The 16,751-nt window shown below is 51.0% G+C and carries 9 protein-coding genes; 4 read left to right on the forward strand and 5 right to left on the reverse strand.

Features of this window, described 5'->3' with window-relative positions; genetic code table 11:
- Nucleotides 1–110: 110 nt before the first annotated feature.
- Entirely contained in the window at nt 111–3,428 is a 3,318-nt protein-coding gene (locus tag ACXYMU_RS03770) for a TonB-dependent receptor (RefSeq protein WP_458985016.1), read from the reverse strand.
- Nucleotides 3,429–4,228: 800 nt separating this feature from the next.
- Here ACXYMU_RS03770 and ACXYMU_RS03775 point away from each other — a divergent pair.
- Complete coding sequence (locus ACXYMU_RS03775; protein WP_458985017.1) at nt 4,229–6,796, forward strand: TonB-dependent receptor; 2,568 nt, start codon at nt 4,229–4,231, stop codon at nt 6,794–6,796.
- Between the two features lie 23 nt (nt 6,797–6,819).
- Nucleotides 6,820–7,986, forward strand: coding sequence for a hypothetical protein (locus ACXYMU_RS03780; protein WP_458985018.1), 1,167 nt, complete (start codon nt 6,820–6,822; stop codon nt 7,984–7,986).
- Between the two features lie 71 nt (nt 7,987–8,057).
- Here the strand turns inward: ACXYMU_RS03780 and ACXYMU_RS03785 are convergent, their stop codons facing one another.
- Nucleotides 8,058–11,180, reverse strand: coding sequence for a TonB-dependent receptor (locus ACXYMU_RS03785; protein WP_458985019.1), 3,123 nt, complete (start codon nt 11,178–11,180; stop codon nt 8,058–8,060).
- Nucleotides 11,181–11,300: 120 nt separating this feature from the next.
- A complete protein-coding gene (locus tag ACXYMU_RS03790) occupies nt 11,301–11,921 on the reverse strand; it encodes a C40 family peptidase (RefSeq protein ID WP_458985020.1) in 621 nt (206 codons plus the stop codon).
- Nucleotides 11,922–11,996: 75 nt separating this feature from the next.
- On the opposite strand from ACXYMU_RS03790, the gene ACXYMU_RS03795 reads away from it, so the two are divergent.
- Nucleotides 11,997–13,400: an FAD-binding oxidoreductase gene (locus ACXYMU_RS03795; protein WP_458985021.1), complete on the forward strand. Its 1,404-nt coding sequence runs from the start codon at nt 11,997–11,999 to the stop codon at nt 13,398–13,400.
- Nucleotides 13,401–13,485: 85 nt separating this feature from the next.
- On the opposite strand, the gene ACXYMU_RS03800 is transcribed toward ACXYMU_RS03795, so the two are convergent.
- Both ACXYMU_RS03800 and ACXYMU_RS03805 read right to left on the reverse strand, forming a co-directional pair.
- Nucleotides 13,486–13,707: a hypothetical protein gene (locus tag ACXYMU_RS03800; protein WP_458985022.1), complete on the reverse strand. Its 222-nt coding sequence runs from the start codon at nt 13,705–13,707 to the stop codon at nt 13,486–13,488.
- A gap of 15 nt (nt 13,708–13,722) precedes the next feature.
- Complete coding sequence (locus ACXYMU_RS03805; protein ID WP_458985023.1) at nt 13,723–14,619, reverse strand: alpha/beta fold hydrolase; 897 nt, start codon at nt 14,617–14,619, stop codon at nt 13,723–13,725.
- 160 nt (nt 14,620–14,779) lie between these two features.
- On the opposite strand from ACXYMU_RS03805, the gene asnB reads away from it, so the two are divergent.
- A complete protein-coding gene (asnB, locus tag ACXYMU_RS03810; protein ID WP_458985024.1) occupies nt 14,780–16,684 on the forward strand; it encodes an asparagine synthase (glutamine-hydrolyzing) in 1,905 nt (634 codons plus the stop codon).
- Nucleotides 16,685–16,751 lie beyond the last annotated feature (67 nt).

The raw sequence follows: 16,751 nt of genomic DNA on the forward strand, positions 1-16,751 counted from the left end.
ACAAAATTAGAACAATTTTTGAATATGCAAAAACTGAAACGCTAGATTTTTAAAATAAAAAAGGCGGGACATTTGCCCCGCCTTTTTGTGTAGTTAAATAGACTAGTCTACTAGAAGCTATAGCGAAGGCCAAGCTGAAGTCTCCAGGTGCTGCTTGTAGTAATCACATCCTCGAAAGGCTCTGTTACAAGCTCACCGCTACGGTTTTGGAAGTTGTAAACCGGCTCGTTGTCAGCGTTGAATTTCTTAAATGTCAATGGGTTTGCAGTTACGAAACGCTTTTCGATACCCCAGTCCTTGTTAATCATGTTTGGCACGTTCAGGACGTCAGCACTGAACTGAAGTGTGTGCTTCGTGTTGTTCTTGCCAGTAGTGATGTAGAAGTCCTGAAGGAAACGAGCGTCCATTCTGTTGTACCAAGGAAGCAGTGCACCGCTTCTCTCTGCATACGCACCTCTGTTCTCGCTCAGGTAAGGAGAGTTGTTGATGAATTGCTCGAAGGCATCCTTCTGCTCATCTTCAGAGAAAGTTTTGTTCTGGCCGTCAATCTTAATAGTGTATGCTTCGAAGTTCATTTCGGCACGATCTCTTGGGATGTACATCAGGTCAGAAGAGCTGTTACCGTCAGCGTTCAGGTCACCGTTGATGATGAAGCTGTAGTTGCTCTGGTTTGCACCTTCGTAGAAGACAGAAAGAGTAGAGGCGAAGTGGTTCAGGTAAGATTTTCTGTATGAAAAGTTAGCAACCACACGGTGAGGGATTGCAAACGACTGGAAGCCCAGTTCCTGATCATTGGCAGTTCCTACGTTCGGGTTTTGTGACCATACAGAACCAGCCTGTGAACCTGGGTTTGCAGTGATGCCTTTCGCCTGAGTATAGTTGTAAGCCACAGAGCCATAGAAGCCGCTAGCAAATGACTTGCTTAACTGAGCAGTGAGGGAGGCAGAATAACCTTTGTTAGTGTTCTCCAGCACAATGGCTGTGTTTACACCTGGGTTAAGTCTTCTGTCATCATTGTTCAGTTTCTTGTCATTGTTTCTGTCAACAAAACGATCTCTGATGTTACCGCCTTCCGTGAAGGTGCCATTTGGCTCAAACAGGTTGGCATTGCGCATTTTGATACCGTTGAGTTCTTTGGTATACATACCTTCAAGCGTCAACGTGAAACCGCTGCCCAGGTCTTTGTCAGCAGCAAGGTTCGTTCTGAATACCTGTGGGAACTGGAAGTCTTCGTTCATGAACACCAAGTTTGGTGGAACTGAGGTGCCAGCTGTCCTTGGGAATAAGGAAGAATAAGTGCTTGGGTCAGCATTTAGCCTGATGTTAGCCAGTACGGTAGGATCTGTAACGCCGGCACCAAACTGGTACATACCTGAGTTTGTAGGCATGTTAGTCAACCAAACGAATGGGAAACGGCCAGTGAACAGACCCGTACCACCGCGAACGATAAGAGAGTTGTCGTTGCTCACATCCCAACGGAAACCTACTCTTGGCGACAACAGAATTTTGCTTTTTGCCCAAGAACCAGTAGTGTAAGTAGTTGTGTTGCCATCTTCATCGAAGAACTGCAATTCTTCTACTGCAGGGTTCGTGATTGGGTCTTCGTGGTAGATAGACTTGTCAGCGCGTATACCCGCAGTAATCGTCAGGCCTTTGTTCACTTGCATTTCGTCCTGAACATACACGCCAAGCTGACCAACTTTCAGTTCTGCAGAGTATACGGCGTCCTGACCCGGTACCAGTGAGTAGGTATAGGCATAGTAAGCAGGAGCTTTGTCATTCAGGAAGTCATCAAGGGAGTTGTATGCATAGTAGCCGTTAGAAGCTGCCATAAACATGTTACCTACCTTCTGATACTCATAGTTTACACCAGCTGTGAAAGTATGCTTGCCAGCGTAGTAAGAGAAGTTGTTGGTAATGCTGTACACATCGTTGATCACATCGTTGTTGTATGTGAACGGGTCCATACCAGCGTGGATGTAGTTGTTGCCTTTGCCATCGAAGATATCGATGGTTGGGAACAAGCCGCCAGGGTAGTCACGTGTCGTCTGGATCTTACTTACTGTTGCCAGGAACTGGTTAGACATTCTGCCGCCAAAGTTACTGTTAAGTTCAGCAGTACCTGTCTTCACAACGTCTTTGAAGATATACTTCGAGTTTTCGAAACCCATTGCGTTATTGCTGAAACGGCCAAATGGCAGGCGGCTCAATGTGCCTGAGCGACCAGTTACTGAGAAACCACCACCATTCGGGATACTGGTTGAGTTAATGATCTGGTCGTTTGTGTTTGTGAAGTCAGTGTATTTTACAGTCAGTTTGTGTATCTGGCTGATGTTCCAGTCGATCTTAGCCAGGAACTTGCGGTTGTCGTTCGCGAAGTTAGGGAAGTTGTCGTAACCGCCTGTGCTGTAACCGAACTTGTTTTGCAGGTAATCCGAAACAGATTGAAGGTCAGCTACTGGCGTAGTAGATACGGTTCCAAGGCCTGAACCACCCGTTGGAGAGAATGCGATACCTGGTCTGGATTCTTTCTCAATCTCGCCGTTTACAAAGAAGAACAGTTTGTTCTTGATGATCGGGCCACCAAGGCTAAAGCCATACGTGTTGCTTTTAGACTCCTGAATCGTTTCGCTGATGTCGTTATCACCTACTTTAGAACCGATAAAATTCTGATCTCTGAAGAAGGTATAGGCAGTTCCTTTAAATGTGTTAGTACCGCTCTTTGTAACCGCGTTGATACCGGCACCAGTAAAACCTGACTGTCTTACATCGTAAGGAGCAATGTTTACAGAGATTTCGTCATAAGCGTCAAGGGAGATCGGCTGTGCGCCACCGCCGGGCATTGGGCTTGAGTTAAGGCCAAAGTTGTTGTTCAGGTTGGCACCGTCTACCTGGATGCTGTTGAAGCGGGCATCACGGCCACCGAAGCTGTTACCGTTAGCTTGAGGCGTGGTACGGGTAAAGTCCTGAATACTTCTTGAAATAGTAGGAAGCGTTTCAATCTGGCGAGTGCTGATGTTTGTGGCAGCACCAGTTTTGCTGGAATTGAAAACAGAAGTTCTGTCTGCCGTCACGTTTACTTCCTGCAGAGACGTGCCAGATTCAGCAAGCTTAGCATTCAATACATAAGCCTGACCCAGTTTCAGGTCTATGCCATTATAGGTTTTTGGTGAAAAGCCTACGTAGCTAATCTCGATCTGGTAAGGGCCTCCAATACGTGCGTTTGGGATACTGAAGCGACCTTCGGTGTTAGTAGTGGTGCCGTAATTGGTGCCTGAGGGCTGGTGCGTTGCCCTAACAGTGGCTCCAATCAACGCCTCACCGTTCACACTCTGTATGGAACCGTTGATGCTGCTCGTAGTTACCTGTGCCTGCAATCCTGCGACACCCAGCAACATGAGAAGTGCTGACAATAAAAACTTTCTCATAAATAATGTTTGGGTTGGTTTTTTGCCCGCAAAAGTAGTTGGTGTTTTGGTTATTACAACCTTTTTGCGATGATTTATTTCACAGTAAAATTCTGATATTCGTGTAGGCGGGTATTTGGTGTTGAAACAGGCTTATTTACCTGACTAACAGGTATGAAACGATAGTACTAAAATATTGGCTTTAAGCAATAAGTAATCTGTTGGTAGGGATAAATTATGGCTGATTTCGTACCTCACTTGCCTTTCAATAATGCGACTGCAAACGGGTATTTATTTCGATGTTTTTAATAGACATGCTGTAAATGTGCCACAGCTTTATTCTTTCGTTCAATTCTATTTTCAATATGCAAAAGCCGGAGGAGTAGAATTGGAAGCGAATGATGTATTAATACTATTATTGAATATAATAATGAGTAAGTATTGTTTTTCTGATTAAATCTTAGCCTTGGTTATATAGTAAATTGGCTGTATTGTTTATGTTCAATTTTGTAAAATCCGGTGAGTGAGTAATAACCTGAACTTTTCAAATGAGCTAGGATAAAATTAAACTATATGCCTTCTATTGTTTAGAGAGGCTTCTGAATTTTTAAAAGGCCTTTTTTGGGCTTGAAATCGGTGTTTTAAGCAAGTAGGCGTCTATTTTGCCTGCTTTTATTAGGGCGTCTGGCACCAGGTTGTGTTAAGAAAAGATTATCTTCTTTCGTCTTTGGAAATGTTCCCATATCTTTGCGTCGAAATGGAAAATCAATAATTGCAATCATATTAATTATCCAATCAAACAACCAACCAAAACTAGTTACATGAAAAAGTGTTTACTTTTTGTTATTGCATTGGTAATTTCCGTTGCCAATGTGGGGAGTGCTTTTGCTCAGAGCACGGTAACGGGTAAAATTGTGGATGCCACAACCAAAGAACCCTTGCCTGGAGCAACAGTCATCCTGAAAGGAACCGAGCGCGCTGTGCCGGCTTCGTTAGATGGTTCTTTCCTGATGAAACTGGACAATGACGCTGCCACGACGCTCCTGGTGAACTATGTGGGCTACATCCAACGTGAGGTGAATGTAGCTGCTGGGCAGGGCACCCGCAAGCTGGGGACTGTGCTGCTGGAGCCGAATGTAACGTCCATCAACGAGGTGGTGATTACAGCCAACTCTTATGCCATCGACAGAGAGACGCCGGTGGCCATGTCCACCATCTCCAGCGAGATCATCTCGGAGAAAGCCTCTAACCAGGAATTCCCGGAGCTGCTGAAGTCTACACCTGGTGTTTATGCAACCAAGCAGGGCGGTGGTTTCGGTGACTCCCGCATCAACCTGCGCGGCTTCCAGAGCGAGAACGTGGCCGTGATGATCAACGGGGTGCCAGTAAACGACATGGAGAACGGACGCGTGTACTGGTCTAACTGGGCTGGCCTGACGGACGTAACCAAGTCGATGCAGGTGCAGCGTGGACTGGGCGCCTCTAAAGTGGCAGTGCCTTCCATCGGCGGTACGATCAACATCATCACCAAAACAACGGATGCCACGAAAGGCGGCTCACTTTACTATGGTATCGGTAACAACGGCTACAACAAAGTTGGCTTTTCTTTCGCCACTGGCCTGAACGAGAAAGGATGGGCATTTGCAACCTCTGCTTCTAAAACAGAAGGGAACGGTTGGGCTGAGGGCCTGCAGTTTGAGGGGTATAACTACTTCTTCAACGTTTCTAAGCTGATCAATGACAAGCATACGATTTCATTGACTGGATTCGGTGCCCCACAGTACCACGGGCAGCGCCAGTCGCGCCAGAGCATCCAGGAGTTCAGAAACGCGCCACAGGGCCTGCGCTGGAACCCGGACTGGGGCGTGAAGAACGGCGAGGTGGTGAACGTGGAGGATAACTTCTACCACAAGCCGCAGATCTCCCTGAACCATTACTGGAACATCAACAAGTCTTCCTTCCTTTCCACGGCTATCTATGTATCGAAAGGTACAGGCGGCGGCGGCGGTATCACGACAGACCGCAGCCTGAACGTGGACACCATCAGAACTGGCGATATGTACTCACCTTACGACCTGGACCAGATAGTGGACATCAACCAGAATTCTGTAGACGGCCACGCACGCGCTTACCGGTATGCTTCACGCAACGACCATACCTGGTTCGGGGCACTGTCTACGTACCAGAAGAGCCTGAACGAGAACTTCAACATACTGGGTGGTATTGACCTGCGTCATTACAAAGGCGAGCACTTCCGGGAAGTATATGACCTGCTGGGTGCTGACTACATGCTGGACAACTCCAACATAAACAACCCGAACAACAGAGCCCGTGTAGGCGACAAGATCAGCTACAACAACGACGGCGTGGTGCTTTGGGAAGGTGGCTTCCTGCAGGGTGAGTATACCGATGGCGTGCTTTCTGCCTTCGTATCCCTGGCGGCCTCCAACACCTCTTACAAGCGCATCGACTACTTCCAGTACACCGAGGGTAACCAGGAGACTGATTTCCAGAATTTCTTCGGATACCAGGTGAAAGGCGGTGCCAACTACAACCTGACGGAGAACCACAACGTGTTCGCTAACCTGGGTTACTTTGAGAAGGCGCCGTTCTTCAACGCGGTTTTCCTGAACAACGCGAATGTGATTAACAAAGACGCTGTAAACGAGAAGATCCTGAGCTACGAGCTGGGTTACGGTTACAGAAGCGCGAAACTGAACGGTAACATCAACCTGTACCGCACCGCCTGGAACGACCGCTCGTTCACGAGAGCCATCACGGGCCAGAGCGGCGAGCTGTTCTTTGCCAACCTGCTGGGCGTGGATGCCCTACACCAAGGTGTTGAACTGGACTTCGCGTACCAGCCTTCTTCTAAGCTAAACGTGCGAGGTATGGCCTCTGTGGGTGACTGGACATGGCAGAACAACATCGACGAGGTGACGGTGTTCAACGAAGACAGAACGGAGTCAGAAACCTTCGGCCCGATGTACATGAAAGGCATCAAAGTAGGTGACGCGGCACAGACAACGGCTGCCATCGGCGCAAGCTATAGAGTGGTGGACGAGCTGAAGATCGGCGTGGACTATAACTACTACACAGACTTCTTCGCGCAGTTTGACCCTACTACCCTGAGAGACCCGAACCTGAAGGTATGGGAAGTGCCGTCTTACTCGCTGCTGGATGTAAACGCCGTGTTCAGCTTTAAAGTAGCTGGCCTGAAGGCGTCGCTTTACGCCAACGTGAATAACCTGCTGGACACAGAGTACATCTCTGATGCGCAGAACGGCGATAGCAGGCTGGATGAAGACAAGAATGGTGATGCCCTTGGCTCAACTGTCTTCTACGGTATCGGCAGAACCTGGACAACTGGCCTGAAAATCAATTTCTAATCTAGTAGCAAAGCATTAACAACATGAAAAAGTATATATATGTAGTTGCTTCTGTGGCGGCCCTGTCCTTTACGGCTTGCGACCCGATGGAGGATGTGTACGAAGAACTGGATGCCCAGATATCTAACGAGTATGAGGCCGATATCAAAACCGAGCTGGCTGCAAAAGACTACGAGTTTTACAAAGGCAAGTCTTCAGCACCGGCTTATGTGGCCAAAAACCATTACTTCGGGAGCGAGGCAGAGGCAGGGGCACTTATCCCGGCTATCCTGGACAAGAACTTCCCGCAGGTAGGCAACGGCACCAAGGCGGCGATCGGCTACAATAAGCTGCTCTTCAAGTTTGGTGGCAACAAGATCAATGCGGTAGAGGAATATTCAGTAACCGAGCGTTCTGACTACCAGTTGGGCGGTGCCCGCTACTCTAACTTCGACAGAGAGTCGCAGGTGCTTACCTTCCTGGGCGAGAAGTTCCCGGAGGCGGTAGATGGCACCCTGGCGGTTCTGGATTATACCTGGTACAATGGCAGCGCCGAGCCACGAAACACCGACGTGACCGACTCTTACTACTTCACCAACGGTGCCTGGGTAGACGCTTACCATGTATCTGAGGCAGACTATGTGGCTGTTGGCCGTAACCGTTTCAACAACTTCACCTCCGCGGATGATGCCGTACTGGCGGACTACTTCAACAGGTTCCTGAACGCAAGCGTGGTAGGCAATAAGCCTGGTGATGTGAAGTATGTGAGCTATGCTTATTATAACGGCAAGTCTACGAAGCAGGAGGTAATGGCCATGAACTTCAATGGTACCCGCTGGGTCGAGTTGGAGGAAGACCTGACGGAAAATGCTGTTATCAAGTTCAAGAAGAAGAACGCAGCGTGGGTAGCTGACTTGAGCATTGCCTACAGCCTGGTGGCAGCAGACTATACCTGGATTTCAGAGCAGTCGAACATCAGCACCGAGGCAAACAGATCCAACCTGGCGAGGTACGGCAACTTCAACACCTTCTCTTGGAGCAACGACGATATCATCTTTGCAATGGCTGAGTTGCTGAAGAGCAAGTTCCCGGGCGCAGATGCAGGGCAGAAGTACACGGTTACGTATGATACCTACCCTACAGGTTTGATCCAGTCAACCTTAATTAAGCGTGACAACGGTAACTTCGAATTACTGGGCGAAGGCGAATAGTCCTACGTTAACTCTATAGAAAAGGCCTTCAGGATTTCCTGAAGGCCTTTTTGCTTTCCGTGGGGTATAGTTTACTCAAAGATATACCGTAGCCCTACCTGCCCCTGCCACCTGGAGTCGAACTGGTCGATGTTGTAGGCGGTGTTTCTGGGGTTGAAGTTATAAGTTGGTGCACCGCTGGCGTTTCGGCCCGCAAAACGCACTATTTCATTTGCTGAGTTACCTACAAAGTACTGCCGCCCCCAATCCTTGTTCAGGAGGTTGCCCACGTTAAAGACATCAAACGTAAGCTGCAAGGTGTGTTTCCTGTCGCCGGCGTTGATGTAAAAGTCCTGTAGCAGGCGGATGTCGAACCGGTGCGTCCAGGGCATGCGGGCTCCGTTTCGTTCAGCGTACTGGCCGCGGCGGCTGCTTAAATAGTCATCACTCGCGATAAACTCTTCCAAAGCGGCCCATTGCTCATCAGAGGTAAACGTGATGCCGCCCGATGTAAAGGGCACCAGGTTGATTTCGCCCTGGTTGCGCGGAACATATAAGAGGTCGTTGCTGCGGTTACCGTCGTTGTTCAGGTCCTGGGCATACAAGTAGGTAAATGGCAGCCCGGATTGCCCCTGGTAAAACAGTGACACGCTGGTAGAGAAATGATCCGCGTATGCGAAGGTATAGCCGCTGGAGGCAATAATGCGGTGGCGCACATCATACCGGGAAAATTCCAGCGGAGGATTATTCGGGTCGTTGACCACCTGGTTAAACTCCCAGTTAGAAAGCGCTGTGGAACTGGTGCCCGAGTTCACATCCTTTGCCTTGCCATAGGTATAGGCTACAGTGGTTTGCAGCCCGTTGATAAAGTCTTTGCGCAACTGGCCCGTCAGGCTATACCTATAGCCCTTGTCAGTGTTGTCCAGCAAAATAACGTTGGTGTAGTTCGGGTTGATGCGCCGGGCATTGGTGCTGGCTGGGTATACCTCGCGGTTGTCGGGGCCGGGCAGGGTGCCCACCGGGTCAGCCAGGTTCAGGTTGCGGTACACCACATCGTTCAGCGTCTTGGAGTAAATCCCCTCCACCGTGGCGGTCACATTCCAGGGCAGGGTATAATCAAAAGCCAGGTTGCTGCGCCATACCTGCGGCAGCTTAAAGTCCTCGTCTACCACGTTCACCTCAAACGTTGTGTTGCTGGCACCCGCGTTGCGCTGCTGGCCTATGTCTGTGATGAACTCGTCAGGGTTGTTCTGGAACACGGTTCCGAAAATAGTACCGGTATTGGTAAACTGGTTGGAGAGCCACACAAAAGGCACGCGGCCCGTAAACACGCCCGTTCCGCCCCGTATCTGGAAGGAGCGGTCGTCGGTAGGGGTATAGTTAAACCCGAAGCGCGGCGCCCACAGCACGTTACCGCCCGGTGTGCGGTCGGTCCGCAGGCCAGGGTATAGGCTGCCGAAGTCCTGCTCGAAGGCCATGTTGCGGGCAGGCTTATCCGGAAACACCGGAACATCGATGCGCAGCCCGAGGGTTAGGCGCAGCTGCTCGCCGGCAGTGTATTCATCCTGCGCGTAGAAACCAAGCTGCATGGCATTGAACTCGGCCGCTGGCCGCGGGTCCTCGCTGAGGGAGTAGGTGGCCTGCACCCGCGAAGGGTCGCCGGCATAAAAATCATCCAGGCTGTTAAAGTCCCAGCGGCCGTTGAAGTTGTTGATGAACAGGTTCCGGAACTTAAAGAACTCGTTGTGGGTGCCCAGCGTGAAGTTGTGGTTGCCCAGGATATAGGTGAAGTTGTTCGTGATCTCGAAGATGTCCTGGTCCAGCTCGTTGGCCGTGGACGAGCGCTGCGCCCCAAACTCAAACGTCCCGATCGGGTCGGAGATGGTTACCTGCGGGAAAAGCGCTCCCGCCGTGGCGCGTCTGTCCCGGATGCGGGAGTAACCCAGGATTAGCTTATTGGAAATCTCGTTGCCGAAGCGGCTGTTGAGCTCCAGCACTGAGCTGTTGGTGGAACTGGTGAACTGGTAGGCGTTGTTGCCGAAGCGCACATAGCTGCGGCTCCTGTTAAACTCATCCTGAAAGGCATCCACAAAGTTGTGGCGCACGGTAAGCTGGTGGCTGTCGTTGATGTTGAAGTCCAGGCGCCCAAAGAACTTGTCGCTGTTGGTCTCGCGGTCAAAGGCGCCGATGGTGCCCACATCATACCCATAGGTTTGCTGCACAAAGCTGGCCAGCTGCTGGGCCACGTTCAGCGGTATCTGCGACTCTGCCGAGCCCGGCGCAAAACGCACGGGCTCCGTGATGCGGGTGGCATCGTAGTTCACGAAAAAGAACAGCTTGTCGCGGATGATGGGACCGCCCAGGCGCACGCCATACTGGTAATTGCTGAACTCGTCGGCCCGCTCGCGCGGCCCCTCCACAGCCTTGCCAATCGTTTCCTCACTGCGGCCAAACACGTAGGCGGAGCCAGTAAAGCTGTTAGAGCCGGATCGGGTGACCGCATTGATACCCCCACCGGTAAAATTGCCCAGTTTCACATCGTAGGGGGCCACCACCACCTGAATCTGCTCGATGGCGTCGAGCGAGATGGGCTGCGTGCCCGCCTGCCCCCCCGGGGTGCCGCTGCCGGCAAGCCCAAACACGTCGTTGTTCACGGCACCATCAATGGTGATGTTGTTGTAGCGGTTGTTGGAGCCGGCAATGGAGTTGCCCGAGGCCTGCGGCGTGAGGCGCGTGAAGTCCTGCAAGCTTCTGCTCAAGGTGGGGAGGTTGGCCAGCTGCTCCCGCGAGATGTTGGTGGCGGCCCCGGTGCGGTCCTGGTTGAAAACATCGTTTTTCTCACCGATCACCTGTACCTCACTGAGTTGGCGGGTGTCCTCCGACAGGGTGATGTCAATCCGGGCGGTCTGGCCCAGGCTCAGCATCACGCCGCTCACCGCCCGCTCCTGATACCCGATATAGGACGACCGGATGGAGTAGGGGCCACCCACGCGCATGTTCTGGATATTGTACCGACCCTCGACGTCGGTGGTGGATACATATTGTGTATTGGTGGGGGTATGCACCGCGATGACGGTGGCACCGGGCAGCGGCGCCCCGCTTTGGTCAGCCACTTTGCCGATCAGGGAGGCTGTGGTAGCCCCCTGCGCCCACGCAGATTGCACTGTAAGACACAGCACAATACAAAGAAGGAATGGTTTGTAAAGTAATTTCATAGCACTTAATAACTAATTGAACAGCAGTTGTTTAAATAGTTCTTAAGTACGAGGTATAATCAGCTAGCGGTCAAAAATTACACTAATTTTATAGGACGAAAGCGTCCTGTGTTCTAGCTGTTAGAACACAGGTGGCCGCACGGCCTTGATGAAGATTTTCTGGTAGTGGTCGGCATAGAGGTTCGCCTCGATCACGCCGAGCGAGGAGGAGGCATGTATAAAACGCACCTCTTCCTTGCCGTTCACCTCGGTGACCATACCCACGTGGGTAATTTCGTTGCTGAACCTGTTCGCCCCGAAAAACACGAGGTCCCCCTCCTTGATGTTCTTTGGCTTCACTTTCTTGCCATAGCGGCTTTGTTCGTTGGAGGTGCGCGGCAGGGCCACGTCAATGCTTTGGAAGGAGGTGCAGAGCAAGCCCGAGCAGTCCATGCCTACGCGGGTGGTGCCGCCCCACTTGTAAGGCACACCGGTATAAGAGCGGGCCGCCTCGATCACGGTAGACACTTCACGGTCCAGGTTGCGTATGCGGGTTCGGCTGGTACGGTCTTTGGAGGTGCTGCTTGCCATGCTGCCGTCGCGGTTGCCGGAGCGCCGGGCCTGCCGTTTCTCTTCGGCTATCTCGCGGGCGGACTTGTACTGCTCACCGCGCTTGCTGAAAACGGGCTGCGAGCTTTGGCAGGAGGCCATCAGCAGCAGTAAAAAGACTATGAGGGCGGAAGTAGCAAAATGTGTTTTCAAAGCGTACCTTGGGATCAGAATTTAACAACAGTAATAATAAAAGGCTAAAATACAGATTTGCCTCCCCTTTTGAAAATGAAATTCAACGCAATCACACCTCAAACCCTCGATGCGCTGGTGGCCATGGTTGGCCCGGAGCATGCGCTCTTGCCAGCCGTTGCCGAAGAGATGGCCCCTTATACCCACGACGAAACCGAGGACCTGCGCTTTGAGCCGGAGGTGGTGCTTAAACCTGCTAACGCTGGCGAGGTGAGCCGTATTATGCGGTTCTGCCACGAAAACTTAATACCGGTAACACCCCGGGGCGCTGGCACTGGCCTGAGCGGCGGGGCATTGGCCGTGCACAGGGGCGTTGTCCTGTCGATGGAGCGCTTCAATCAGATCATTTCGATTGATGAGCGCAACCTGCAGGCCACCGTAGAGCCTGGCGTGATCACGCAGGTGTTTCAGGAGGCCGTGATCGCGAAGGGCCTGTTTTACCCACCGGACCCCTCTAGTCGGGGGAGCTGTTTTCTGGGCGGCAACCTGAGCCAGTCGAGCGGTGGGCCGCGCGCAGTGAAGTATGGCGTTACCAAGGACTATGTGCTGAACATGGAGGTGGTGCTGCCCACCGGCGAGATTACCTGGACAGGGGCCAATGTGCTCAAAAACGCCACGGGTTATAACCTGACGCAGCTGATGGTGGGGAGTGAGGGCACCCTGGGCATCATCACCAAAATCGTGTTCAGGCTCATCCCATACCCTCCCCAGAACCTGGTCATGTTGGTGCCTTTCCGGAAAGAGGAGGAAGCCTGCGAAGCCGTTTCCAAGATATTTATGGCCGGCATCGTGCCCTCTGCCCTGGAATTTATGGAGCGCGAGGCGATAGAGTGGGCCGACCGCTACCTGGGCTTCCATACCTCCCGGCCTGCCGACGAGCTGGCGCATCTGCTGATAGAGCTTGACGGCAACGAGATGGAGTTGCTGTATAAGGAGGCGGAGCACCTGTACAGCGTGTTAGAGCAATTTGACGTAGGTGAGATTCTGGTAGCTGACAACGAGAAGCAGAAGAATGAACTCTGGCAGTTACGGCGCAACGTGGCGCACGCTGTCAAAAGCAACTCTATCTATAAAGAAGAAGACACGGTGGTGCCACGGGCCGAATTGCCGAAGCTGCTGCGGGGGGTGAAGGAAATCGGGGAGAGGTATAACTTCAAATCGGTGTGCTACGGCCACGCCGGCGACGGAAACCTGCACGTGAACATTCTGAAGGCCGATATGAGCGATGAGGACTGGAACAGCAAACTGCCCGAGGGCATTCAGGAGATATTCAGGCTTTGCGTGAGCTTAGGCGGTACTATTTCCGGGGAGCACGGGATCGGGCTGGTGCAGCGGCAGTATGTGCACATTGCCCTCAACGAAATACAGCTCCGGTTGATGCGCGGGATCAAAGCGCTTTTCGACCCGCACGGCATCCTGAACCCCGGCAAGATATTTTAAGCAAAAAAGGCGTAGAACCAAGATTCTACGCCTTTTTTATGCGTTTGGGCTAGCCTGTCTTTTGTTTGAAAGGCTGTTTTACGGTTTATGCCTGAGGCCGCTCGGCTAAATCGTGGTACTTATCTTCGGCTAACTGGCAGTCCATTCCCCGCAGGTTCATCCAGGACTGCATCAGGTTATTGTGCGTTTCGATAAGTGGTGCATGGTGGGCGTTGTTCGTATAGTCGTGCAGTTCGGTGCCTTTTATATGTGGCACCACCTCTTGCCGTGAGTTATCTCTATCGTTAAGTGAATTTCTCGTTTTCATAAGTAGCGCTTTAGTTTAATGTTGATGAATAAGTTCTCTTTTCTTGTTTTCCTCTTTAATAAAGTTGTTGACGTAATTGGCGATTTCCTCCCCGCTCTCCTCCTGCAGGAAATGGCCACAGCTCTCAAACGGAATCACATAGGACTCATGGAAAAATTTCTTCCAACTCTGTAGGGCCTCTATATGGATCAGTTTGTCGCGCTCCCCCCAAAGAATCAAGGTGGGAATGTCCTGGATCTTACGGCGCTCTTTCCAGAGCTCGTCGTACCAGCGGGTTATACCCACCAGTTCGCGCGCGCAGCTAAGGCTCCGCACACTGTCCTCGGGGTTGCCCAGGGCCTTGATGTAGTGCTGCCGTATGGGTTCAGGCATTTTCTCCTGCCCCTCAAACAGGTCGTCTATCAGCGTGTGGGCCGACACGTTTAATTTAGAGTGCAGAAACTTGCCCAAGGGGCCGATCAGATACTTGCTGGTGCCCGTGAAGGTCTGGTGTTTAGACAAAGACCAGGTCCAGGAATTAAGCATCACGATGTTCTTTATTTTATCGGGGTGGTTAATGGCGTAGGATAACCCAATGGGAGTTCCAAAATCATGCACCAGCAGCGTAATATCCTCCAGTTGCAGGTGATCCATCAGCTTTTCGAAATTGGCAGCGTGGGCGCGTGGCTTGTAACTCCAGTCCTTGGGTTTGTCCGAGAGCCCAAAGCCTAGCATGTCCATGGCAATGCAGCGGTACTTCTTGCGCAGGATTTTGATGAGGTGGCGATACAGAAAAGACCAGGCAGGCGTGCCATGCACCATCACAATTGGTTGGCCCTTCCCCTCGTCCACGTAATGCATCCTTCCCGCCTCTAATTGCAAGTATTTGGACTTAAAAGGGTATTCCTTCCTGTCCAGCCAATCTGGTTTCATAATATCCTTGGGTGATCTGTCTAGTTTTTTATACTTGTAATGAGGATGCAAGTTGTAGAGAGACTCAAAAAAAGAAGCTTGCCTGGAAGAAAACTTACGTACTGGCCCTGATTAGACAGGTAAAGGGTTAATTTTACATTTCAGCTTTCAACTAGCAGGGATGTGTGGAATAACCGGAGTTTTTGCATTTACAGCCACAGGCCGGGCCGCCTTTGAGCGCCTCCCTGCCGCCGTTGCATCCTTGCAGCACCGTGGTCCTGATGCAGAGGGGCTGTTTTTCCGTGGCCCTGCAGGGCTCGGCCACCGCCGCCTGTCCCTGATAGCGCCCACTGTTGCCGCCAACCAGCCGTTTACCAGTGCCTGTGGCCGCTATACCATTGTTTTTAATGGGGAGATATTCAATTACCGCAAGCTCCGGCAGGACCTGGTAGGCAGGGGCATCGCTTTTCTTACTGATTCTGATACAGAAGTGCTTTTGCAGCTTTATAAACGTGAAAAGCAGGAGTGCCTGAAGAAGCTGACCGGCTTTTTCGCCTTGGCAATTTACGATGCGGAAGAGGAAAGCCTCTTTCTGGCCCGCGACCGGTATGGTGAAAAACCACTGCTATATTACAAAGGTGCTGACAGCTTTCTTTTTGGCTCTGAGATGGCCGCTCTCTTCAGGTTAGGCGTGCCGCGGGAGCTGGACTATACTTCCTTGTATCAGTACCTGCAACTGACGTATGTGCCTGCCCCTGCTTCTATGCTTAAAGGGGTACGGAAACTAATGGCAGGGCAAGCGCTATACATTAAAGGTGGCCGTGTGCAGGAACAGGTTTGGTACCGCTTGCCATTTGACGGAGAGAAGGCTGAGCAGAACCACATGCCTTATGCACAACAGCAAGCTAAGTTGAAAAAGCTATTACAACAGGCTGTGTCTGATCGGTTGGTTGCAGATGTTCCGGTGGGCGCTTTCCTAAGTGGCGGCATTGACTCATCGGTGGTGGTGTCCTTGGCTGCGCAGCAGGTTCCCAAGCTTCAAACGTTTTCGGTCGGTTTTCCGGAGCAGCCGCTTTATGATGAATCACGCTATGCGCGGCTGGTTGCAAGTAAGTACGACACTGCGCACACTGAATTGCAGCTGAATAACCACGAACTCTTCAAAAACATATCGAGCATGCTGCATACCCTCAGCGAGCCTTTTGCGGATTCTTCAGCCTTGGCCGTATACGCACTAAGCAAGCATGCGGGGCAGCAGGTCAAAGCCGTTTTGAGTGGTGACGGAGCAGATGAACTATTTGCAGGGTATAATAAGCACAAAGCCGAAAATAACTTGCTGCACGGTGGGATAGCGGCAGCGGCAGCCAGGCATTTAAAGTTTTTCTGGGATGTATTGCCAGATTCCAGAAACTCTTATGCGTTAAACAAAGTAAGGCAATTGCAACGGTATGCAGCAGGTGCCACTCTGCCCCCTGCCGAGCGCTACTGGCTTTGGGCCACGTGGCAAAAAGAAGAAGCTGCCTTATCCCTTATCGCGCCTGACAACCGGGGCACTGTACAGAGCAGACTATATCAAGCCAGAAAAAAAAGATTATTGGATTGTATTCATAAAAACCTTTACAATATTAACAACGTACTATGTGCCGACTGGTGTATGGTGCTAGCCAATGACATGCTTCCCAAAATAGACTTGATGGGGATGGCAAATAATTTAGAAATTCGCAGCCCCTACCTCGATCACCGGTTGGTCAAGTTTGCCTTTTCATTGCCTGCATCCTCAAAAATAGAGGGAAATGTGCAAAAGAAAATTCTAAGGGACACTTTTAAGGAGTTGTTGCCCGCAGAGTTATACAAACGGCCAAAGCAAGGTTTTGAAATCCCGTTGCAATCGTTCTTACAATCAGAAGGAAAATTTTTAGTGAATGAATTGCTAGGAGACGCCTTTATTTCCTCACAAGGCATTTTTGAATTGCAACAGGTTCAAAAAATGCGGGAGCAAGTTTTATCAGGAAAAGGTAAATCTGCGCAGCATGTCGTTTGGATGCTACTTGTGTTCCAAAGCTGGTGGAAAATGAATATGATCTGATTTATATTAAATTTATAATTATTTACAGTTATATTGCTTATTGCTTCGATAAAGAACCCTTATCATA

It is taken from the genome of Pontibacter sp. CAU 1760, from assembly GCF_054482735.1.